The sequence below is a fragment of the Nocardia sp. CA-151230 genome, assembly GCF_050942175.1.
Lineage (GTDB): Bacteria > Actinomycetota > Actinomycetes > Mycobacteriales > Mycobacteriaceae > Nocardia.
Map to the genome: position 1 here is coordinate 5742679 of NZ_CP192061.1, position 20385 is coordinate 5763063.

Sequence of the window (20385 nt, forward strand, 5' to 3'; positions counted from 1 at the left end):
GGACAAGCAGATACCGCGACCGACCGCCTGCGCGGGCGGCGCGAGGTGCTGGAAGGACGCATTTTGGCAATCTCGAATCAGACCGAGCGGGTTTCGTTCGCCACGGTGACCGAGCCCGTGGCAGTTCCGGATCTTCTGCAGGTGCAGACCGATTCGTTCGGCTGGCTGATCGGCGCGAGCGATTGGCGCGCCCGCACGGCCGCGCACGGCGCCGCGCGCGCCAGCGGGTTGGAAGAGGTCCTCGACGAGATCAGCCCCATCGAGGACTTCGCGGGAACCATGTCGCTGACCCTGTCCGAACCCCGCTTCGAGGACGTCAAGACCTCGATCGAGGAGTGCAAGGACCGGGATCTGACCTACGCGGCACCGCTTTTCGTGACCGCGGAGTTCATCAACCACAACACCGGGGAGATCAAATCCCAGACGGTATTCCTGGGCGATTTCCCGATGATGACCGGCACGGGCACCTTCGTCATCAATGGCACCGAACGCGTGGTCATCTCGCAACTGATCCGCTCCCCCGGCGTCTATTTCGACGAGAGCATCGACAAATCCACCGAGAAGACACTGTATTCCGCGCGCGTCATCCCCTCCCGCGGCGCGTGGCTCGAGTTCGACGTGGACAAGCGCGATACCGTCGGCGTCCGTATCGACCGCAAGCGCCGGCAGCCGGTGACGGTCCTGCTCAAGGCGCTCGGCTGGACCAGTGAGCAGATCGCCGAGCGCTTCGGCCACTCCGGAATCATGCTGACCTCGCTGGAGAAGGACAACACGCCGGGCACCGACGAGGCGCTGCTGGACATCCACCGCAAGCTGCGCCCCGGCGAGCCGCCGACCAAGGAATCCGCGCAGATGCTGCTGGAGAATCTCTTCTTCAAGGAGAAGCGCTACGACCTGGCCCGAGTCGGCCGCTACAAGGTGAACAAGAAACTCGGCATCCACACGGCCGAGGCGGTCGGCTCGCCGGTGCTCACCGAGGAGGACCTCGTCACCATCATCGACTACCTGCTGCGGCTGCACGCGGGCGAGAAGGTGATGACCGCGCCCGGCGGCGTCGAGGTCCCGGTCGAGGTCGACGATATCGACCACTTCGGCAATCGCCGGGTCCGCACCGTCGGCGAGCTCATCCAGAATCAGCTGCGGCTGGGCCTGTCACGCATGGAACGCGTGGTACGCGAACGCATGACGACCCAGGACATCGAGGCCGTGACCCCGCAGTCGCTGCTGAACATCCGGCCGGTCGTGGCGGCGCTGCGGGAGTTCTACGGCACCTCCCAGTTCTCGCAGTTCATGGATCACCGCAATCCACTGGCGAGCCTCACCCACAAGCGGCGGCTCTCGGCGCTCGGGCCCGGCGGGCTCAACCGGGAGCGCGCCAGTCTCGAAGTTCGCGACGTGCACTACAGCCACTACGGCCGGATGTGCCCGATCGAGACGCCGGAGGGGCCGAATATCGGTCTGATGGGGTATCTGTCGGTGTACGCGCGGGTCAATCCGTTCGGGTTCATCGAGACTCCGTACCGGCGGGTGACCGACGGCCGGGTGACCGACGAGATCGACTACCTGTCCGCCGACGAGGAGGACCTGCACGTGGTGGCGCAGGCCAACGAACCGCTGGATGCGGCGGGGCGCTTCGTATCCGATCGAATCGCGGTGCGGCGCAAGAACTCCGAAGTCGAGCTGGTTCATGCCGCCGCCGTCGACTACATGGACGTGTCACCGCGCCAGATGGTGTCGGTGGCCACCGCCATGATTCCGTTCCTCGAGCACGACGACGCCAACCGTGCCCTCATGGGCGCGAACATGCAGAAGCAATCGGTGCCGCTCATCCGCTCGGAGGCGCCAATGGTGGGCACCGGTATGGAAGTGCGGGCGGCGATCGATTCCGGCGATGTGGTGCTGAACGAGAAACCCGGTGTGGTGGAGGAGGTTTCGGCCGACTTCATCACCGTGATGCACGATGACGGCACCCGCCGTTCGTACCGGCTGCGTAAGTTCGAGCGTTCGAACCAGGGCACCTGTGCCAACCAGCGTCCGATCGTGGACGAGGGTATGCGGGTGGAGGCCGGGCACGTGCTCGCCGATGGTCCGTGCACCGAGAACGGTGAGATGGCGCTGGGCAAGAACCTGCTCGTGGCGATCATGCCGTGGGAGGGCCACAACTACGAGGACGCGATCATCCTGTCGCAGCGCCTCGTGGAGGACGATGTGCTGACCTCGATCCACATCGAGGAGCACGAGATCGATGCTCGTGACACCAAGCTCGGTGCCGAGGAGATCACCCGCGACATCCCCAACGTCTCCGACGAGGTTCTGGCCGATCTGGACGAGCGTGGCATCGTGCGTATCGGTGCGGAGGTTCGTGACGGCGACATCCTGGTCGGCAAGGTCACCCCGAAGGGTGAGACCGAGCTGACCCCGGAGGAGCGGCTGCTGCGCGCGATCTTCGGTGAGAAGGCCCGCGAGGTCCGCGACACCTCGCTGAAGGTGCCCCACGGTGAGTCGGGCAAGGTCATCGGCGTGCGCGTGTTCTCGCGTGACGACGACGACGATCTGCCCCCGGGCGTGAACGAGCTGGTGCGGGTTTACGTCGCGCAGAAGCGCAAGATCCAGGACGGCGACAAGCTGGCCGGCCGCCACGGCAACAAGGGTGTCATCGGCAAGATCCTCCCGCAGGAGGACATGCCGTTCCTGCCCGACGGCACGCCGGTCGACATCATCCTGAACACCCACGGTGTGCCGCGTCGTATGAACATCGGCCAGATCCTCGAAACCCACCTCGGGTGGATCGGCAAGGCGGGCTGGAACATTCGGCTCGCCGACGGCATCCGCCCCGACTGGGCGCAGCGTCTGCCCGCGGAACTGCTGTCCGCACAACCGGATACCAACCTCGCCACCCCGGTCTTCGACGGAGCCCGCACGGAGGAGCTCACCGGTCTGCTCGGCTCGACCCTGCCCAACCGCGACGGCGAGGTCATGGTCGGCGAGGATGGCAAGGCCATCCTCTTCGACGGCCGCACCGGCGAGCCGTTCCCCTACCCCATCGCCGTCGGCTACATGTACATCCTCAAACTCCACCACCTGGTCGACGACAAGATCCACGCACGTTCGACCGGCCCGTACTCGATGATCACCCAGCAGCCCCTCGGCGGTAAGGCGCAGTTCGGTGGTCAGCGCTTCGGTGAAATGGAGTGCTGGGCCATGCAGGCGTACGGCGCGGCCTACACCCTGCAGGAACTCCTCACCATCAAGTCGGACGACGTCATCGGCCGCGTGAAGGTGTACGAGGCGATCGTCAAGGGCGAGAACATCCCCGAACCGGGCGTCCCCGAATCCTTCAAGGTCCTGCTCAAAGAACTCCAATCCCTCTGCCTCAATGTCGAAGTCCTCTCCGCCGGCTCCGCCATCGAACTCCAGCAACCCGACGACGACTTCGACCGCGCCGCCACCAATCTCGGAATCACCCTGACCCACAACGAATCCGCCACCATCACCGATCTGACCAGCTGATCCACCCTGCCGTGTGCCGCGTCCCGGATCCCGGGACGCGGCACACGCGCTGGTTCCAGCATTGCGACGGCTCAACACGGTTGGCAGGATGTCCGCCGTATGTCTTTTCATTCGAATAGTGCCCGGAACAGTCTCGAAGGACTGTCCGTCGGGGATGCGTTGGGGGCGCAGTTCTTCGTGCCCGGGCGTTCGGTGCCCGAATTGATAGCCGGTCGGCCACCGGCACCGCCGTGGGAATGGACCGATGACACCGAGATGGCCTGCACGGTTTTCGACGAGATCCGGACGCGGGGCCGAATCGACCGCGATGCGCTGGCGGCGGCGTTCGCCGACCGGTGTGAGCCCTATCGGGGATACAGCGGCGGAACCGTCGCTCTGCTGCACCAGATTCGCGATGGACGGCCCTGGGCCGAGGCGGCGGGCGCGCTGTTCGACGGGCGCGGGTCCTGGGGCAATGGCGCGGCGATGCGGGTAGCCCCGCTCGGGGCGGCGTTCCCCGGGGAATTGGACCGGGTGGCGGCGCAGGCCGCGTTCTCGGCCGAGGTGACGCATCGGCACCCAGAAGCGATCGTCGGCGCGATGGTTGTCGCCGTCGCGGCGAGCCACGCGACGGCCACACGCGGAAAACACTGTGCGCCACACGAATTGCTCGATGCCGTCGAGCCGTATCTGATCGACGGGCGTACCGCCGACGGCGTGCGCCGGGCGCGGAGGCTGCTGGGCCGATCGGTTGCCGAGGCGGCGTACGAGCTCGGCAACGGCGCACAGGTCACCGCCCACGACACGGTGCCGTTCACACTCTGGACCGCCGCGACGTTCCTCCGGGACTACCCGGCCGCGATCACCGCATGTGTCGAAGCGGGCGGCGACGCCGACACCACGGCCGCGATCGTCGGCGGAATCGTGGCCGCCCATACCGGCATCGGCAGCGACGGCGACCTGCGCGGAGTGCCCCGCGAATGGCTGTCGGCGCGGGAACCCCTGCCCTCGTGGGTGACGACACCCGCACGGTAATCGTCGGGAGGCACGGATCACACGGATCGGGGCCGCGAGCGTTCGCCGATCCGGAAGTCGTCGGCCGCCGCGGTGTGACCGGTCTCATGCCGGCGCGGGGTCGAGTCCCCGGTCGCGGCAAGTGTGATGCTTGTCGGATTCCCTCGGCGGTAGACCGATCGTCATACTTGATGGTGGTTTCGTGGCGAGCGGTCGTTGCTCGCCGTCCGAATCAGATGCTGGGGACCGCCCACGGGTGCGGTTCGAAGAGTCCCGGCAGTTCTGGAGATCAGGAGGGTTGATGGATCGCCGTCGAGTGACAATCGGGATTGTTGTCACCGGTCTCGCGTTGAGTGCTCCCACCGTGGCCGTGGGCGCGGGTTTGGCCGGGGCGGCGCCGGTGACCGAAGGATGCCATAGCGGTACCCGGGTTCCCACCGAGGACCCGCACGAGTACGACTCGTGCATCGCGGGTGAATGGGGCAATGTGCGGCGGTGCCCGCCGTTCACGATCGTCGATCAGACCGTGGACGGCGACGTCCGCTGCGTGAACGAGTGACGTTCGCGCCTGCGGCACACGGGTTTCGAGAATCGGCCTCCGGCGCCGTGTACACCTGACGGGCGCTAGCCGGCGGGGACCACCCGCGGCGCGGCAAGACATTCCTCGACGAGTCGGACCGCCTCGGGCAGCTCGATGTGGTCTTCCGGGTAGGCCCCGAGATGGCCGCCGTCGGGGAGGACGGTGGCGACCGCGCCCAGCTCGCGGACCAGAACGCCCACGTGTTCGAGCGGTTCGGGCGCGTTGACCGGGTCGTCGATGGCCTGGAGCACCCGGAACTGCTTGGCGGCGGCGCGGATTCGCGCCCAGTCGAAGTCACCCGCGAAGAAGCCGGCGAGCAGGTCGTAGCCGACCTCATGGACCGAGGCCGAGACCAGGACGACCCCGGTGAAGACCCCGGCGGCCGGATCGTGCGCCTCGAGCACACGCAGCACATTGACCGCGCCGATGCTGTGGCCGACCAGCACGGTGTCCTCGGGCCGGCGCGCGGCGGCGGCCGCCGCCAAGGCCTCGCGCCACGGATCACGCTGCGGCGCATCAGTATTCGGCAGGTTGGGGATCACGACCTGATGCCCCCGGCCGGTCAGCTCGGCGCGGAAGGGGGGAAACCAGACGCTGTCCGCACGGGCTTGCAGTCCGTGCGAGACGACGATGGTGCTCACTGCTCGATAGTCCTCTCGTTGTCGTTCCGAGCCTCGAGCCTGCACGACGACACTGGCATTCGACTGGCAAGGCCCCCGCCGCCGGTGTCGGGCGGGACCGGGGAATACCGGCGAATCCGCCCACCCGGTGGGCACAGGTGCGCGCCGGATGCGACCCGTGAATTGCACGGCGAACCGGGCACCGATGGTTCGGCGGCTGAGGCGGCGGAGGCGGGGCAATTCCGACCGCCGGAACCGGGTGGTGACCGGGCAAACTCATAGAGATCCAACAAGTGAGCGCACGCTCAGGACATTTGACCAGTTGCCAGTGAATTGCCAAGAGGGTCGATGGTTACATCAAACCCCTTGTTACACATATCAACTCGAATTGCTCCGAGGTGACCATCCCCACAGCACCGAAACGGCGATTCCGGTTGAACGCCCAACCTGGAATCCGTAAAGTTACTCACTAGTTAGGCACGAAGGTGTTCCTACCTCGGCCCAACATTCTGCTAGGGGGCCAATCGCATACCGTCCGCATCCACCGACGCATGTCGGACGAACACCGTTGGATACCAACAGGTTCGTATTTAAGGAGGGGACGATGGTTTCCTACATCGTCACGGGCGGAACCGGATTCCTGGGCCGGCGCGTTGTCGCCGCGCTGCTGGAGCGCGACCCGGAGGCCGTGGTCCACGCACTGACGCGTGAGGCTTCGGTGGCCAAACTGCGCGAGCTGGCGGCGGGCTGGGGCGCCGAGGATCGGGTGTTCCCACTGGTCGGAGACCTGGCCGCGCCGGGACTGGGCCTGCCGGAGGGCGCCGACAGCCGTTTCTCGGAGGCCCCACGGGCCGATCACATCATCCACCTCGGCGCGGTCTACGACATGACCGCCGACGCCGAGGTCACCTACGCGGCCAATGTGCAGGGCACCCGCTCGGTCATCGACCTGGCCCTGGAACTCGGCGCGGTGCTGCACCACGTTTCGTCGGTCGCGGTCGCGGGCGATCACAAGGGCAAGTTCTTCGAGGACGACTTCGACCTCGGCCAGGGCCTGCACTCCCCCTATCACCGCACCAAGTTCGAGGCCGAGAAGATGGTCCGCGAGGCCGCGGGCCTGCGCTGGCGGGTCTACCGCCCGGCCATCGTGGCCGGCGACTCCCGCACCGGCGAGATGGACAAGATCGACGGGCCGTACTACTTCTTCCCCGCCATCGCGGGGCTGGCGGCACTGCCCTCGGAGCTGCCCATGCCGATCCCCGACCTGGGCTCCACCAATATCGTTCCGGTGGACTATGTGGTCGACGCCATGGTCGAGCTGATCGGCAAGCCCGGGCTCATCGGCCGCACCTTCCACCTCACCAACCCGGAACCGCAGCCGTTCACCGAGATCTACAACGCGCTCGCCCGTGCGGCCGGCGCGCCGACCGCCATCGGCACCGTGCCGGGCTCGCACTCCGCGCTCAACGCCCTCGGCGGGCTGCCGGGCGTGCCCGCGGTGCGGGACTTCCTGCTGGAGCGCTTCGGCATTCCCGCCGAGGTGGCCCCGCACACCTCCTTCGAGTCGACCTTCGTCTCCGAATCCACCCGGGCGCAGCTGCGTGGCAGCGGCATCGAGGTGCCGGCGTTCGAGGACTACGCCGCCACCCTGTGGAAGTACTGGCGCGCCAACCTGGATCCCGATCGCGCCCGACGTATCGAGGGCGATCGCCTCGCGGGCCGCATCGTGCTGATCACCGGCGCGTCCACCGGCATCGGCCTGGCGACCGCGCACGCGGTGGCCAAGCGCGGCGCGACCGTGCTCATGGTGGCGCGCACCGAGGAGGACCTGAAGGCCGCGGCCGCCGAGGTGCGGGCGGAAAGCGGTGCGGCACAGGCGTACATCTGCGACATCACCGACGAGAAGTCGGTGGAGCTGCTGGTCAAGCAGGTGCTGGCCGATCACGGGCACGTCGACTACGTGGTGAACAACGCGGGCCGCTCGATCCGCCGCTCGGTGCTCAACTCCACCGATCGCATGCACGATTTCGAGCGGACCATGGCGGTCAACTACTTCGGCGCGGTGCGACTCATCCTGGCGCTGCTGCCGTCCATGCGGGAGCGCCGCTTCGGGCACTTCGTGAACATCTCCTCGATCGCGGTGCAGACCAAGGTGCCGCGCTTCGCGGCGTACGTGGCCAGCAAGTCGGCACTGGACAACTTCAGCGAGATCGCCGCGGTCGAGAACGCCGACGCCGGAATCACGTTCACCTCGGTGCGCATGCCGCTGGTGCGCACCGCCATGATCGCGCCGACCGACCTGTACAAGTCCATCCCGGTGCACAGCCCGGATCAGGCGGCCGACATCGTGGTGCGCGCGCTCGAGCACCGGCCCAGCCGGATCGACACCCCCATCGGCACCTTCGCCCAGTTCGTCGACACGGTCATGCCCTCGGTGAAGCGCGCCATCCTGCACCAGGGCTTCCGGATGTTCGGCGAGTCCAAGGCGGCGCGCACGCCCGCGCCGGTAGCCCCTGTGAGCGCCGAAACCGCCACGGTGGACGCCGAAACCGCTACGGAGAAGCCGGAATCGCGCAGCCCGCTGCTGGCGCTGGCCCCGATCGTGCAGCCGCTGATGGGCCTGCCCGCCCCGGCCGCGCGCATCACCAACCGCATTCCGGGCCTGCACTGGTAAACAGTCCGTCCGCCAACACGGTTCGGCCCGGTGTGGAACAGCACACCCGGCCGGCCGTTGTTCGGTATCCGCGGTCCGGTGGTGGGCGAGGCCCCAAGTGCCGTGACACCTGACGCCCCCGAACCGCGGATACCCGGACCCCGCTCCGGGGTCTCGTCAGCAAGTCCACGAGACCGCCCGGGAGCCGGGCCCTTTCCCCTCCCCGGGGTCAGATGCGGTCCGCGGCGAAGTTCGCCGCGTCCACCAGATCGCGGCCGTAGGCGACGTGCGCGTTGGCATCCACGCCGGAGCCGCAGATGGGATCGCCGCCGGTGCACCAGTCCCCGGTGCGGAACTGGTACGCGCCGGGGATATTCCAGCCCAGCCCGCGCATGGGGTCACCGAACAGCAGCACCGCGGCGACGCGCTCGCCGAGGTAGCCCGGCAGCTGCACCACGCCCGGATACCAGAACACCACACCGGTGCCCAGTGCCGCGTGCACGACCGCCGCGCCCTGCGAGTAGCCGACCAGGACGAACTCCTGGCCCGGGCAGGCCGCGGCCGCAGCAGCCAAGTGCCCCACCAGATCCGCGCTCCCCGCGCCCACGGCGAACGAGTAGTCGGCGGGGTAGTTCACGCGATAGGAACTCGTCGAAACGGGCAACCGATCCTGCAGCATGCCGTAGAGCGGATCGCCGATCTCGTCGCCGAGCCACCCGGGTTCGCCTGTGCCCCTTGCCACTACGACGTCCACTGCGGCGCATCCCGCATCCGCGTGGGCTCTCGATGGTGGAACGAACACGGTCGCGATCGTCAGCATGATCGCGAGACCCCAAGCCGTACGCCATTTTCCAGGCAGCAATACCTTCCGGTCGCCCATCGTCCTCACCTCTCACGTCGTTGTGAGAAGCCCAGTGACTCTTGTCATTGACTAGAGACCGATCACCGGGCCATGTGACCCAAGGTAGGAAGGGTCCAGGAGGGCGGCAACGAATTCTACTGGAGAGACACCTGATTGGTACCCAAACGTTTCATCATGAAACTTGATATCTACGTGCTACTTTGGGGCTACGAATCGGCCACGGACGGGATCCGGACCACACCGCGAACCGCACGCAAAATGGAACTAGTTCTCATAGTGTGTTGGTATGGAACGACTTACCGGGCTCGACGCGAGCTTCCTCTATCTCGAAACAGACACCCAACTCCTGCACGTCTGCGCAATGCTGATACTCGATCCCGCCGCCGACGGGATGAGCTACGAGCACGATGCCTTCAAGGCCGAACTCGGACGGCGGCTGCACCTCATCCCGGCCATGACCCGGCGACTGCACGCGGTGCCGCTCAACCTCGATCATCCGGTCTGGGTACGGGATTCGAACTTCGACCTCGACTACCACGTGCGCCGGCTCGCGCTGCCCGCCGGGGCCGGGGACCGGGGACTGGCCGAACTCGCCGCCGACATCGCCGGACGCCCCCTCGACCGGGCCCGGCCGCTGTGGGAGATGTGGGTGGTCGAGGGCCTGCCGCACGGCAAGGTGGCGGTCATCTCGAAGTACCACCACGCCATCGTCGACGGCATCACCGGCACCAACATGATGATGCACCTGTGCGATGTGCAGCCGGGTGTGTCCTACACCCCGCCCGCCGAGATCGCCCCGGCCGAAACGGAACCCAATGATCTGCAGCTGGCCGGAGAGGCGCTGCTGAAGCTCCCGGGCCGGCTCGGGATGGTCGGCATGGTACCCAAGACCGTTGGCATTCTGGGCGGTCTGGTGCAGCGGCGGCGCGGCAGCGGAAGCCGCGGCATGCCCTTGCCCTTCACCGCGCCGCGCACGCCGTTCAATCGGGCAATCACCCCGCATCGCGCCATCTCCTTCGTGCAGACCGAGCTGTCGGATATCAAGGAGATAAAGACCGCCTTCGGGGTGAAGGTCAACGACGTGGTGCTGGCGGTGGTCGGCGGCGCGCTGCGCAGCTACCTCGAGGTGCACGACGAACTGCCCGAAACCTCGCTCATGGCCTCGGTTCCGGTGTCCACGCACGAGACCTCACGCCACGAGGAGGGCACCAACAAGGTATCGACCATCTTCGCGCGGCTCTACACCGAGATCGAGGATCCGGTGGCGCGGGTGCTGGCCATCGCCGAGGACAATCGCGGGGCCAAGGAGGAGCACAATCTGATCGGCGCCGACTTCCTCCAGGACTGGGCGAAGTACGCGCCGCCCAATACCTTCCAGCTGGCCGCACGCGCGTACTCGTCGCTCAAGCTGGCCGAGCACCACCCGGTGGTGCACAACCTGGTGGTGTCGAACGTGCCCGGGCCCAACTTCCCCATGTACTTCCTGGGGGTCCGGGTGGCATCGATGTATCCGTTCGGGCCGGTGTTCCACGGCGCGGGACTCACCGCCACCGTGATCTCCAACAACGGGCACCTGGATTTCGGGTTCATCGCCTGCAAGGAACTGGTGCCGGATGTGGACACCATCGCCGACGCCGTCCCCGAGGTGATCACCGCGCTGCTCAAGGCCGCGCGCGAAAAGGCCTGACCCGAGCCCGAATCCGCTACACCCGATCCACCACCGATTGAACGGCCTCGAGGAACACCGGGACAAAGACGTCCGCCTCGAGTGCGCAGGCCGCGTGACCGGCCTTGGCGAGGAAGATCTCCGCTCCCGGAATCGCCTTCGCCATCTCCAGCTGACGGAAGACGGGCAGCGCCCGATCCCGCGTGGTGATCACCACCGCCGTCGGCACTTTCAGCGTCGGCAGCCAGTCCGACGCATCGAAACGCCCCAGCACCGCGAGCGCCTGTGCGAGCGCCCAGCCGCTGGTGGCCCGTAGTTCCGTCATGGCCCAGCGATCCATCCGGCCCACCGGCCACGAGGATTCGGGCAGCGTGGGCAGTTTGTCGCGGCGCAGTTCGGCGCGGCGGAAGGACCATTCGGAGAACAGCGTGGCGGTGGCCGACCAGCCGCGGTGGAAGGCGCGCTCGCGCCACTTCTCCTGGAAGCGGTAGGTGGTGGCGGCCAGTACCAGCCCGCCCACACGATCCGGGTGCCGGTGCGCGGTCAGCTGGGCGACCACGCCACCCATGGAATAGCCTGCGAGAATGGGGCGTTCGACACCCACCGCATCGGCGACGGCGACGACGTCATCGGCGAGATCGTCGAGATCGAAACGCTCGGAACGGATTCCGTGACCGTGCCAGCGCTGATCGAACAGGACCACCCGGTAGCGCTCGTTGAGTTCGCGCAGGCACGGGAACCAGTTGAGCATGGCGGTGGTGGCCATGCCGTGCAGCAGCAGCACGGTCGGCGAATCCGCGGCCGGACCCGGCAGGTCCACCACGTAGGTCGAGCCGCGGCCGGGCAGCTCCACCATCGCACCCTGCGGCACCTCGGTCAGCCGGGAGATGCGCGGCGAGAGCCGGCGGCCTCCGCGGGGCGCGGCGGCGGGCGTGGTCAGGTCCGAGCTGGGGTTCGTCATCGAAGGCCTCCCGGCACACCGCCTCGGCGGTCGAAATGGAACACGTTCCACTTTATGATGCCATACCGGGGACGGACCTGCGGGTTACGGCTCACAGGCGTCCAGGGCGGCGACGACCGTGGTCGCGACCATCGGAGCGGCGGGCGAGGGCGGGGTGGCGGGCGAGGGCCGGGTGGTGGGCGGGTCGCCGGGGACCCCGTAGAGGTGAATTCCGGTGCGGCGAACCCGCCCCGGCTCCAGGGTGACGCCCGAGACGAAGGCGGCGTGACCGTAGATATCGATCACCTCGGCCGTGAAGGGACCTGGACCCAGACCGGAGAGATTCCAGTAGTTGTCGTCGCCGCGCAACAGGGGCCGGTAGTCACCGCCCGAGGCGGGGCGCAGCGCGACCTGCCGGATGGGATTTCCGGTGCCGAAGAACAGGATTCCGATCCAGCTGGGTGAGGAGCTCGGCTGCACGCGGTAGAAGAGCTCGGGCGCCGGACCGGGGTCGCGCACCTGGCTGATCCGGATCGGCGCGACACCGTCGCCGGCCTCGGCGATGACTTCGAAAGCGGAGCGGCTCAAATCGTATTGGTCCGGGCCGCAACCGGGGCAGCGGTCCACGACCAGGGCGCGGACGCTGCCGAGCGGGCCGTCGATATCGACGTAGGAGCCGCAGGGGGCGGAACCGTCGTATCGGCTGGTCGGGACCCCGACGTAGTAGCCGTCCAGCGGCAGATCGGGCAGCGAGCACGCCGCACCCTGATCGAAGACGTAGAACCGGGCCTCGCCCGGTTCCGGGGCCGGTTGCGACTCCTGGATTTGAATCTGCTGTGGAGTAACCGAACTCGGTGCAGCAGCCGCGGGAGGCGTGAAGGCGGTTGTGGTGGGTGAAGCCGCGCTACAACCGAGGGACTGCGGTCTTATCCACCACGTGGCCAGTCCCACCACCACCGCTCCCACCAGAATCGTCCACAACCATGGCCTGCCAGAATGGACCTCTTCGTGTCCGATGCGGTGCATGGCCGGTCCCCAACCCTCCGTATTGTGTTTGCTGACGCGATGCTGCACTCCTCATCAGGAAAGCAGCCGACGCCGTTACGCCGGGCTCGAATCGGAAAGTCGAAAAGGGAAAAGCGGCGTGTTGTCGGTGTGTCCTGGAGTTAGAACCGCAGGCCACGACGCTTCGTATGTCCGGGTATCCCGCATCTCCGGATGCCCGCTCGCCTCAGGAGACCGCTGCCATGGCCCAGCTCGCGCCCTTCTACCGGCAGGTGCAGTCCCACTACGACCTGTCGGACGCCTTCTACGCGCTGTTCCTCGACCCGACCATGACCTACAGCTGCGCCTACTTCGACCGTGCGGGCATGAGCCTGGAGGAGGCCCAACTGGCCAAGATCGATCTGGCCCTGGGCAAGCTGGGACTCGAGCCCGGGATGACTCTGCTCGATATCGGCTGCGGGTGGGGGTCGACCATGATCCGGGCGGTGCTGACCTACGGGGTGCGGGTGATCGGACTGACCCTGAGCCGCAATCAATTCGAGTCGGTCCAGACCCGGCTGCGGGAACTCGGCATCTCGGAAGCCGAAGTGCGGCTGCAGGGTTGGGAGGAATTCGAGGGCACCGCCGATCGGATCGTCAGCATCGGGGCCTTCGAGCATTTCCGCAAGGAGCGGTACGCCGAATTCTTCACCCGGTGCCATCGGATGCTGCCCGCGGACGGCCGCATGCTGCTGCACACCATCATCGGGCGCACCCTGGCCGAGCTGCGGTCCGCCGAGATTCCGGTCACCCGCGAGGATGCACTGTTCCACATCTTCGTCAAGCGGGAGATCTTCCCCGGAGGTCAACTGCCGCAACCCGATACGGTCCCGCGGGAGGCGGAGGCGGTGGGCTTCCGGACCTCGCGGATCCAGTCGCTGCGGCCGCACTACGCCAAGACCCTCGACCTGTGGGCGGCGGCGCTGGAGTCGCATCACGACGAGGCGGCCCGGATCACCTCCGAGGAGGTCTACCAGCGGTATATCCGGTACCTGACCGGGAGTGCGCACTACTTCCGGGCGGGCCACCTGGACGTCGTGCAGTTCACCCTCCAGAAGTAGGCACCAGCACCGCTGCGCCCGCGAATCGCCCATGGGCCAGATCCCGGAGGGCCCGATCGGCGGCCTCGAGCGAGTAGGGATGGACGGTCACCTCGAGGCGATGGCCGCCCGCGAAGGCGAGAAAATCCCTGGCGTCCTGCCGGGTATTGGCGGTGACGGATCGAATCTCCCGCTCCTGGAACAGATGCCGCTGGTAGTTCAAGGGCGGAATGTCGCTGAGGTGGATTCCTGCGATCGACAGCACCCCACCGCGATCCAGCGCCGCCAGGGCGGGCAGCACCAGATCGCCCACGGGCGCAAAGAGAATCGCCGAATCGAGCGGTTCGGGGGGTGCGTCGGCGGCACCCTGCGCCGAGGCCGCGCCCAGTTCCAGCGCGAGCTCCTGGGCCTCCTTGTCGCGGGTCATCACATGGACTTCCGCACCCTGCGCCAGCGCCACCTGCGCGGCCAGGTGCGCGCTCCCGCCGAATCCGTAGATACCGAGACGTCCACTCCGCGGCAACGCCGCCCGTCGCAACGCCCGGTACCCGATGATGCCCGCACACAGTAGCGGCGCGAGCTCGGCATCGGTGTATCCGCCGGGCAGCGGTAGCGCGTAATCCGCTGGTACGGTCGCGAATTCGGCGTAACCGCCGTCGGCGTCCCAGCCGGTGTAGCGCGACTCGGGGCACAGGTTCTCGTCGCCCCTGCTGCAGAACCTGCACACTCCACACGTGTGCCGCAGCCAGGCGATCCCGACCCGATCGCCCAACCGGATCCCGCCGTCCACCCCCTCCCCCACCGCCACGACCTCACCGACGACCTCGTGTCCGGGGACCACCCCGGGCCGATGCACCGCCAGATCCCCCTCGGCGACGTGCAGATCGGTCCGGCACACCCCGCACGCCAGCACCCGGACGAGCAACTCCCCGGCGGCGGGTTCGGGTACGGACATCTGTTCGAAGATCACCGGCCGCTCATCGACCGGGCCCGGCCGCTCGACCCGCCACGCTCTCATCGTCGCCATGTCCCCAGTTTCCTCCCGCAGGGCTCGCCTCCGGGAGAAACCGCCCTTGTTCCGGGACGTCGCGAGGGCCGCCATCAGGGGTTGACCCGGGGTTCGGCGTGGGCATCGTGGGCGACCGGTAGCGCCCCGCAAGCCCCGGAAAAGACCGGGGCGACCAAACCGGCGGAAACCAGTTATTCTGCAGCCTGATCGACGCCCGGCCTCGCCGAAAATTCGGTGTTGCCGGGCGTTTTTTCGTGGTCCGGGAGGATGGATGTCAACGATCGACGCGGCGCCCGAGGTGGACGCCGCCGAAGCGGCAGCCGATCCGGCGCCGTTCGCCTGGCGCGGCGTGCTCGCCGTGTCCCTGGGCTTCGCCATTGTGCTCGGCGTGCCCGCGGCGCGGGTCAATTACTTCGGCGATGAGCTGTACTTCCTGGCGGCCGGTCGGCGGCTGACGTGGGCCTATCCGGACCAGGGGCCGCTGGCGCCGTTCGTCGCACACATCATGGATGTGATCGCGCCGGGTTCGGTACTGGCGCTGCGGATTCCGGCGCTGTTGCTGATGGCGGCCGCGGCGGTGGTGGCGGCCGCTACCGCGCGGGAGCTGGGGGCGGGGGCGCGGTATCAGGTGCTCGCCGCGGCGGCCTACGCGGTCTCGCCGCTGGCGTTCAACCAGATGCAGCTGATCACGCTGACCTTCGACATTCCTCTGCAGGCGGCGATCGTCTGGCTGCTGATTCGCTGGGTGCGGACCCGGCAGGACTGGCTGCTGATCGTCGCGGGTGTGGTAGCGGCGGTGGCGTTCCAGGCGAAGTGGATGATGCCGGGTGTGTGGGCGCTGCTGGGTCTCGGCGTGCTGATCGCCGGACCGCGCGAGTTGCTGCGCCGCCCGGCGCTGTACCTCGGCACGCTGATCCTCACGGTCTCGATGATTCCCGGCATCCTGTGGCAGATGGACCACGACTGGGTGGAATCCAAGATGACCGAGATCATCGCCCAGGAGCAGTACGCCGCCCACACCGGACCGCTGGTCTGCGCGGTGGAGATCGCCGTCCAGTGCGGCCTGCTCGGCGGCCTGCTGAGCATCCTGGGCCTGTGGGGCCTGGTGCGGCTGGAGTCGTTGCGGCCCTACCGTTTCGCCCTGGTCGCGGGCGTGGGACTGCTGGTGATCGTCCTCGTCGAGAACGGCCGCTCCTACTATGTCGCGGGCTTCTGGCCGGCTCTGATCGGCGCGGGCGCGTACGCGCTGAGCACGGTCGAGGCGCGGCGTCAGGTGCGCAAGGCGGTGAACGCGGCGGCGGTGATGTCGGCCGTCCTGTTCACGGCCTGGATGTGCGCGATCCCGGTGCCGTACAGCTGGGCGTGGGCCCGGGACTTCACCGGGATCGATCGCCCGATCACCGACCAGGCCCAGTACTGGCAGCGCGAGTCACTGACCGGCCCGGCCGGCTACGAAACCTTCACCAAGGCGGTCGCCGACACGGTGGCCGGACTACCCGAATCCGAGCGCCGCGACACCGCGGTGGTCGCGACCGCGTACGTGCAGGCCAGTGCACTGGAGGAATTCGGCCGCGCCTACGACCTGCCGCCGGTCTACAGCCCCAACCGCGGCTTCGGCTACTTCGGCCCGCCGCCGGACTCGGCGCGCACCATCGTCTACCTCTCCGTGGACGGCGTGGGCGACAAGGAGTTCCTGGCCAAGTTCGCCTCCACCACCCAGGTCACCCGCCTCGACGATCCCAACGGCCTCCCCGGCCTGGAGCGCCTGGTCACCGTCTACGTCTGCCACGACCCCCTGCAACCCTGGTCCGGGGTCTGGCCGGGCCTGATGACCCTCACCTTCCCCAGCGGAATCTGAGCTATTCGAGCCGGTGTGCGGCCGCGGCGTCACCCGCCGCGGCCGTACTCGTTTCGCTGCCGGACGGCTTGCGGCAGCTGATTCCGCGGTCGCGGAGTGGGGTCAGAGCGACATCTTGCCGTTGTCGACGGTGTAAATGGCGCCGTGGACCGCGGAGGCCTCCTCGGCCCTTCCTCGGAGCAGAGGAAGGTGTTGACTTCCTCCTGGCCCTGAAGGACCGGGATTCCAACCATCGCTGGTCAGTTTTTCTGCTTCGCCGACGACTGCCCGCCCGGAGTGCTCCGTTGAGGTCTTACACCGTCTCCACAGACAGAAACCGCCAGCCCGGCGGCCAGAATGTTCTTGGCTGCGTTCACATCCCGGTCGTGGGTTGTGCCGCAGGTGCAGGTCCATTCCCGCACGTTCAACGGCATCCTGTCTTGCAGTGCGCCGCAGTCCGAGCACAGTTTGGACGAGGGGAACCACCGGTCGACCGCGATCACCTCGCGCCCGTACCAGGCGGCCTTGTACTCCAGCATGGTTCGGAACTCCGACCACGACGCATCCGAAATCGCCCGCGCCAGCGAGTGGTTTCGGGTCATGTTGGCGACGGTCAGGTCTTCGATCACGAGCGTTTGGTTCTCACGCACGAGCCGAGTGGTGACCTTGTGCAGGTGATCCCGGCGCCGGTCAGCTATGCGAGCATGCGCGCGAGCGACCTTCACTCGCGCTTTCGCCCTATTGTTCGAGCCTTTCTCCTTGCCAGACAAGGCCCGCTGGGCTTTCGCCAGCCGCTCCCGGTCCTTGCGTTCGTGGCGCGGGTTGGCGATCTTCTCACCCGTGGACAGGGTGAATAGGTGCGTCAGCCCGGCGTCGACCCCCACCACCGCATCCGTAACCCGAAGGGGTCCGATGGTCGGGTCGTCGCACAGCAGCGACACGAACCAGCGTCCGGCCGCGTCCTTGGACACGGTGACCGTGGAAGGTTCCGCACCTTCCGGGAGGGGCCGCGACCACACGATGGCGAGTGGGTCACTCATCTTGGCGAGGGTGAGTTGTCCGTCGCGCCACCGGAACCCGGAGCGGGTGTATTCGGCCGACGCGCGGGACTTCTTGCGGGATTTGAACCTCGGGTAACGGGCACGTTTGCCCCAGAAGTTCACGAACGCTGTCTGCAAGTGCCGCAACGATTGTTGCAACGGCACCGACGACACCTCGTTGAGGAACGCCAGGTCTTCGCCGCGTTTCCATTCGGTGAGCATCGCCGAGGTTTCGACGTAGTTGACACGCTGTCCACGCTGCCACGCGGCCGTGCGGGCCTCCAGCGCGAGGTTGTACACCTTGCGGACACATCCGAACGTCCGCTCCAGCTCGGCGGCTTGAGCGGGGGTCGGATAGAAGCGGTACTTGAATGCCCGCTTCGTCCATGTCTCCACGATTCACATGTTAGCACACTTGTATGTAAAAACTGGAGGGAGGTAGTAGCGCTGAGCACGTTGAGCATCGACTTGACGCGCCCCTCCCCGCCCTGAAGGACGGGGTTTCCGCGCTACGAATTCTGATGAGGGCGTAGTCGGGGTCCGTGGGGGAAGGCGAAGTTCTCCGGGAGGGGCGTGGTCATGCCGCCCGGGCAGACGACCGCGCGAGTGAGGTCATTCCGGGTCGCCGGCGAGTGCGATGCGGAGGAAGGAGACCAGTTGGTTGCGAACACGGTCCTGGGTGAGCCCGTCGGATCCGGCACGTAGGGCCGACAGCAGCGCCGAGACCAGGATCGAGAGCAGGACCTCCCCCGCGATCTCCGGATCGAGCGACGGATCCAGGTACCTGTGGGCGATCCCGCGCCGCACGACCTCCACCGATTGCGCCCCGTAGGCGCGGGCATGGTGCAGGCAGCGGTCCAGGACTCGATCGTCGATCGAAGAGGCCTCCAGCAGAAGGAAATTCACCAGCCCGCGTTCGGTCTCGACCAGGTCGTAGCAGCGGTCGACGACGCGGGCGTAGCGCGCGCAGAAGGCATCGAGAGTGGTGGGGATGTCGTCACCCTCGGGTCCCAGCAGGCGGACGCGGATCAGGGCGAAGCAGTGGTCGATGACGGCGTCGAGGATGTCACGTTTGTTGACGAAGTAGTTGTAGAAGGTGCCGTGGCTGACCCCGGCGGCCGTGGCGATGTCGTCCACAACGATGCCGCGGAAGCCGCGCGTTACCACCAATTCGTAAGCAGCGCCGACCAATTCGGCCCTACGCTGTGCGGCGCGGGGATGACGGCCACGCTCTGCCCGGCCGGCTGTCACGGCGGGGCGCTCCGGGGGCGCAGGGTCTTGTCGAGGATGTCGAACACCGCCGTCATGCTGCGTCCCCGGATGTCCGGATTGCCCGCGCCCAGCAGCTCCCGCATGATCCACGGCCCGACCATGGTGAGGATGGTGTGCCCCAGCACGTCCGGGTCGATATCGGGACGAATCCACCCTTCCTCCCTGCCGCGTGTCAGTTCCCCCGCGATGAGCGAGGCGGTCAGCGCCTCCAGCCCGAGCAGCCGGTGCGCCAGCTCCGGATCGATGGCCCCGGCCTCCACCACCAGCAGCCGCAGCACCTTCGGCTCCCGTTCGAGCAGGTCCCAGAGCCGGTCGAGGGCCGCTCGCACCGCCGCCACCAGCTCGCCGACCTCGCCTGCGGCGCCGAGGACGGTGTCGAGTTCCATGGTGTCGGTCACCTTCTCGATGCCGAGATCGATGACGTGGTCGAGGATTTCGCGCTTGCTGCCGAAGTAGCGGTAGACGGTGCCCTGTCCGATCCCGGCCCGGGCGGCCACCTCGGAGATGGCGGTGGCCTCGTAGCCGTTGGCGGTGAAGACCTCGAAGGCGGCCTCGATGATCTGCCGGCGGCGCCGCGACGGGAGTTCGTGCTGCGGCGGCCGCCCGATGCGTCGCGACGCTATTTCGCGGCCCCGCCCTTCTGTCCGACGTCCTTGGGGCCGTAATCGGTGACCAGCCAGTCGCCGCCGCTCTTGGCCACGGTCAGCACCAGCAGGTTCGGCACGGTCGCCGGGTCGGTCTGCTGCACGTTCTGGGTCTTCTGGGTGGCGTAGACGGTGACGGTGTACTGGTCGTTGCCCTTGGCCTCCACCGAGCTGCCGACCACATCGCCGGTCGCCACCACCTGGGCGTCGGTCATGATCTTGGCCAGGGTGTCGCGCACCTGGGTGTACCTGTCGCGCAGCGCATCCGAGGTGCCGCGCTCCACACCGTCGAAGAAGGCCGGCAGGTTGCGGTAGTCGTAGGTCAGCGAGCGCAGAGTGTAGTCCTTGGCCACCTGCGCGGCGCGGTCGCGGTCGGCCTGGCCGTTCTTCAGCGCGTGGTAGTCACCGGAGGAGTTGTGCCAGAGCACGCCGAGGACCACCGCCACCACCGCGAGCACGGCGGCGGCGACGGTCGCCACCGGGTAACTCTTGGCGGGCAAGGCTTTCGAGCGCACCGGAACCAGAATCGAGATCGATTCCGCCGCGCCGGTCGGCTCGGCTGTTTCGGTCTGCTCGGTCGTGCCGGTCTGCTCGGTCATGCCGGTCTGCTCGGTCATGCCGGTCTGCTCGGTCTCGTCGTTGTGCGCGGTGTTCTCGTTCTCACTCACGAATTGC

The 20385-nt window shown here is 67.5% G+C and carries 16 protein-coding genes; 7 read left to right on the top strand and 9 right to left on the bottom strand.

Features of this window, described 5'->3' with window-relative positions:
- Window positions 1–45: 45 nt before the first annotated feature.
- The 3 genes from ACQP1O_RS27275 (at window position 46) to ACQP1O_RS27285 (ending at window position 5062) form a co-directional block, all read left to right on the top strand.
- On the top strand, window positions 46–3510 hold the full coding sequence (locus ACQP1O_RS27275) for a DNA-directed RNA polymerase subunit beta (protein ID WP_433561294.1): 3465 nt from the start codon (window positions 46–48) through the stop codon (window positions 3508–3510).
- 99 nt (window positions 3511–3609) lie between these two features.
- Window positions 3610–4524 carry an ADP-ribosylglycohydrolase family protein gene (locus tag ACQP1O_RS27280; protein WP_433561295.1) on the top strand — a complete coding sequence of 305 codons (915 nt, stop codon included), beginning with the start codon at window positions 3610–3612 and terminating at the stop codon, window positions 4522–4524.
- Between the two features lie 295 nt (window positions 4525–4819).
- The gene (locus tag ACQP1O_RS27285) at window positions 4820–5062 is read left to right on the top strand and encodes a hypothetical protein (RefSeq protein ID WP_433561296.1); all 243 of its coding nucleotides are present in this window, start codon (window positions 4820–4822) and stop codon (window positions 5060–5062) included.
- A gap of 65 nt (window positions 5063–5127) precedes the next feature.
- Here ACQP1O_RS27285 and ACQP1O_RS27290 read toward each other — a convergent pair whose 3' ends face one another.
- Entirely contained in the window at window positions 5128–5724 is a 597-nt protein-coding gene (locus tag ACQP1O_RS27290; RefSeq protein WP_433561297.1) for an alpha/beta fold hydrolase, read from the bottom strand.
- A 583-nt stretch (window positions 5725–6307) separates the two neighbouring features.
- Between ACQP1O_RS27290 and ACQP1O_RS27295 the strand changes: the two genes are divergently transcribed.
- A complete protein-coding gene (locus ACQP1O_RS27295; protein WP_433561298.1) occupies window positions 6308–8377 on the top strand; it encodes an SDR family oxidoreductase in 2070 nt (689 codons plus the stop codon).
- Window positions 8378–8585: 208 nt separating this feature from the next.
- On the opposite strand, the gene ACQP1O_RS27300 is transcribed toward ACQP1O_RS27295, so the two are convergent.
- Window positions 8586–9236 (bottom strand): cutinase family protein, encoded by a 651-nt coding sequence (locus tag ACQP1O_RS27300; protein WP_433561299.1) that lies wholly within the window; start codon window positions 9234–9236, stop codon window positions 8586–8588.
- Window positions 9237–9504: 268 nt separating this feature from the next.
- Here ACQP1O_RS27300 and ACQP1O_RS27305 point away from each other — a divergent pair, with 268 nt between their 5' ends.
- Entirely contained in the window at window positions 9505–10905 is a 1401-nt protein-coding gene (locus tag ACQP1O_RS27305) for a WS/DGAT/MGAT family O-acyltransferase (RefSeq protein WP_433561300.1), read from the top strand.
- Window positions 10906–10921: 16 nt separating this feature from the next.
- On the opposite strand, the gene ACQP1O_RS27310 is transcribed toward ACQP1O_RS27305, so the two are convergent.
- Together ACQP1O_RS27310 and ACQP1O_RS27315 are read right to left on the bottom strand one after the other, a co-directional pair.
- The gene (locus ACQP1O_RS27310; protein WP_433561301.1) at window positions 10922–11845 is read right to left on the bottom strand and encodes an alpha/beta fold hydrolase; all 924 of its coding nucleotides are present in this window, start codon (window positions 11843–11845) and stop codon (window positions 10922–10924) included.
- Between the two features lie 84 nt (window positions 11846–11929).
- On the bottom strand, window positions 11930–12850 hold the full coding sequence (locus ACQP1O_RS27315) for an expansin EXLX1 family cellulose-binding protein (protein ID WP_433561302.1): 921 nt from the start codon (window positions 12848–12850) through the stop codon (window positions 11930–11932).
- Between the two features lie 221 nt (window positions 12851–13071).
- Here ACQP1O_RS27315 and ACQP1O_RS27320 point away from each other — a divergent pair, with 221 nt between their 5' ends.
- On the top strand, window positions 13072–13929 hold the full coding sequence (locus ACQP1O_RS27320; RefSeq protein ID WP_433561303.1) for a cyclopropane mycolic acid synthase family methyltransferase: 858 nt from the start codon (window positions 13072–13074) through the stop codon (window positions 13927–13929).
- Here the strand turns inward: ACQP1O_RS27320 and ACQP1O_RS27325 are convergent.
- Window positions 13913–14926: a zinc-binding alcohol dehydrogenase family protein gene (locus ACQP1O_RS27325; protein ID WP_433567813.1), complete on the bottom strand. Its 1014-nt coding sequence runs from the start codon at window positions 14924–14926 to the stop codon at window positions 13913–13915. The genes ACQP1O_RS27320 and ACQP1O_RS27325 overlap by 17 nt on opposite strands.
- 262 nt (window positions 14927–15188) lie before the next feature.
- Between ACQP1O_RS27325 and ACQP1O_RS27330 the strand changes: the two genes are divergently transcribed.
- The gene (locus ACQP1O_RS27330; RefSeq protein WP_433561304.1) at window positions 15189–16775 is read left to right on the top strand and encodes a glycosyltransferase family 39 protein; all 1587 of its coding nucleotides are present in this window, start codon (window positions 15189–15191) and stop codon (window positions 16773–16775) included.
- Window positions 16776–17014: 239 nt separating this feature from the next.
- On the opposite strand, the gene ACQP1O_RS27335 is transcribed toward ACQP1O_RS27330, so the two are convergent.
- The 4 genes from ACQP1O_RS27335 to ACQP1O_RS27350 form a co-directional block, all read right to left on the bottom strand.
- Entirely contained in the window at window positions 17015–18193 is a 1179-nt protein-coding gene (locus ACQP1O_RS27335; protein WP_433567814.1) for an RNA-guided endonuclease InsQ/TnpB family protein, read from the bottom strand.
- A gap of 213 nt (window positions 18194–18406) precedes the next feature.
- Window positions 18407–19156, bottom strand: a complete 750-nt coding sequence (locus ACQP1O_RS27340; RefSeq protein ID WP_433561305.1) for a TetR/AcrR family transcriptional regulator — start codon at window positions 19154–19156, stop codon at window positions 18407–18409.
- Complete coding sequence (locus ACQP1O_RS27345; protein ID WP_433567815.1) at window positions 19042–19746, bottom strand: TetR/AcrR family transcriptional regulator; 705 nt, start codon at window positions 19744–19746, stop codon at window positions 19042–19044. The genes ACQP1O_RS27340 and ACQP1O_RS27345 overlap by 115 nt, the downstream gene beginning before the upstream one ends.
- Window positions 19686–20378 carry a hypothetical protein gene (locus ACQP1O_RS27350; protein ID WP_433561306.1) on the bottom strand — a complete coding sequence of 231 codons (693 nt, stop codon included), beginning with the start codon at window positions 20376–20378 and terminating at the stop codon, window positions 19686–19688. The genes ACQP1O_RS27345 and ACQP1O_RS27350 overlap by 61 nt, the downstream gene beginning before the upstream one ends.
- Between the last annotated feature and the right edge of the window lie 7 nt (window positions 20379–20385).

Bases quoted from the DNA above. Each gene is read 5' to 3' on its own strand.
- ACQP1O_RS27315 (WP_433561302.1), bottom strand. From the start codon at position 12,850: ATGCACCGCATCGGACACGAAGAGGTCCATTCTGGCAGGCCATGGTTG.
- ACQP1O_RS27280 (WP_433561295.1), top strand. From the start codon at position 3,610: ATGTCTTTTCATTCGAATAGTGCCCGGAACAGTCTCGAAGGACTGTCC.
- ACQP1O_RS27320 (WP_433561303.1), top strand. From the start codon at position 13,072: ATGGCCCAGCTCGCGCCCTTCTACCGGCAGGTGCAGTCCCACTACGAC.
- ACQP1O_RS27310 (WP_433561301.1), bottom strand. From the start codon at position 11,845: ATGACGAACCCCAGCTCGGACCTGACCACGCCCGCCGCCGCGCCCCGC.
- ACQP1O_RS27300 (WP_433561299.1), bottom strand. From the start codon at position 9,236: ATGGGCGACCGGAAGGTATTGCTGCCTGGAAAATGGCGTACGGCTTGG.
- ACQP1O_RS27305 (WP_433561300.1), top strand. From the start codon at position 9,505: ATGGAACGACTTACCGGGCTCGACGCGAGCTTCCTCTATCTCGAAACA.
- ACQP1O_RS27330 (WP_433561304.1), top strand. From the start codon at position 15,189: ATGTCAACGATCGACGCGGCGCCCGAGGTGGACGCCGCCGAAGCGGCA.
- ACQP1O_RS27325 (WP_433567813.1), bottom strand. From the start codon at position 14,926: ATGAGAGCGTGGCGGGTCGAGCGGCCGGGCCCGGTCGATGAGCGGCCG.
- ACQP1O_RS27295 (WP_433561298.1), top strand. From the start codon at position 6,308: ATGGTTTCCTACATCGTCACGGGCGGAACCGGATTCCTGGGCCGGCGC.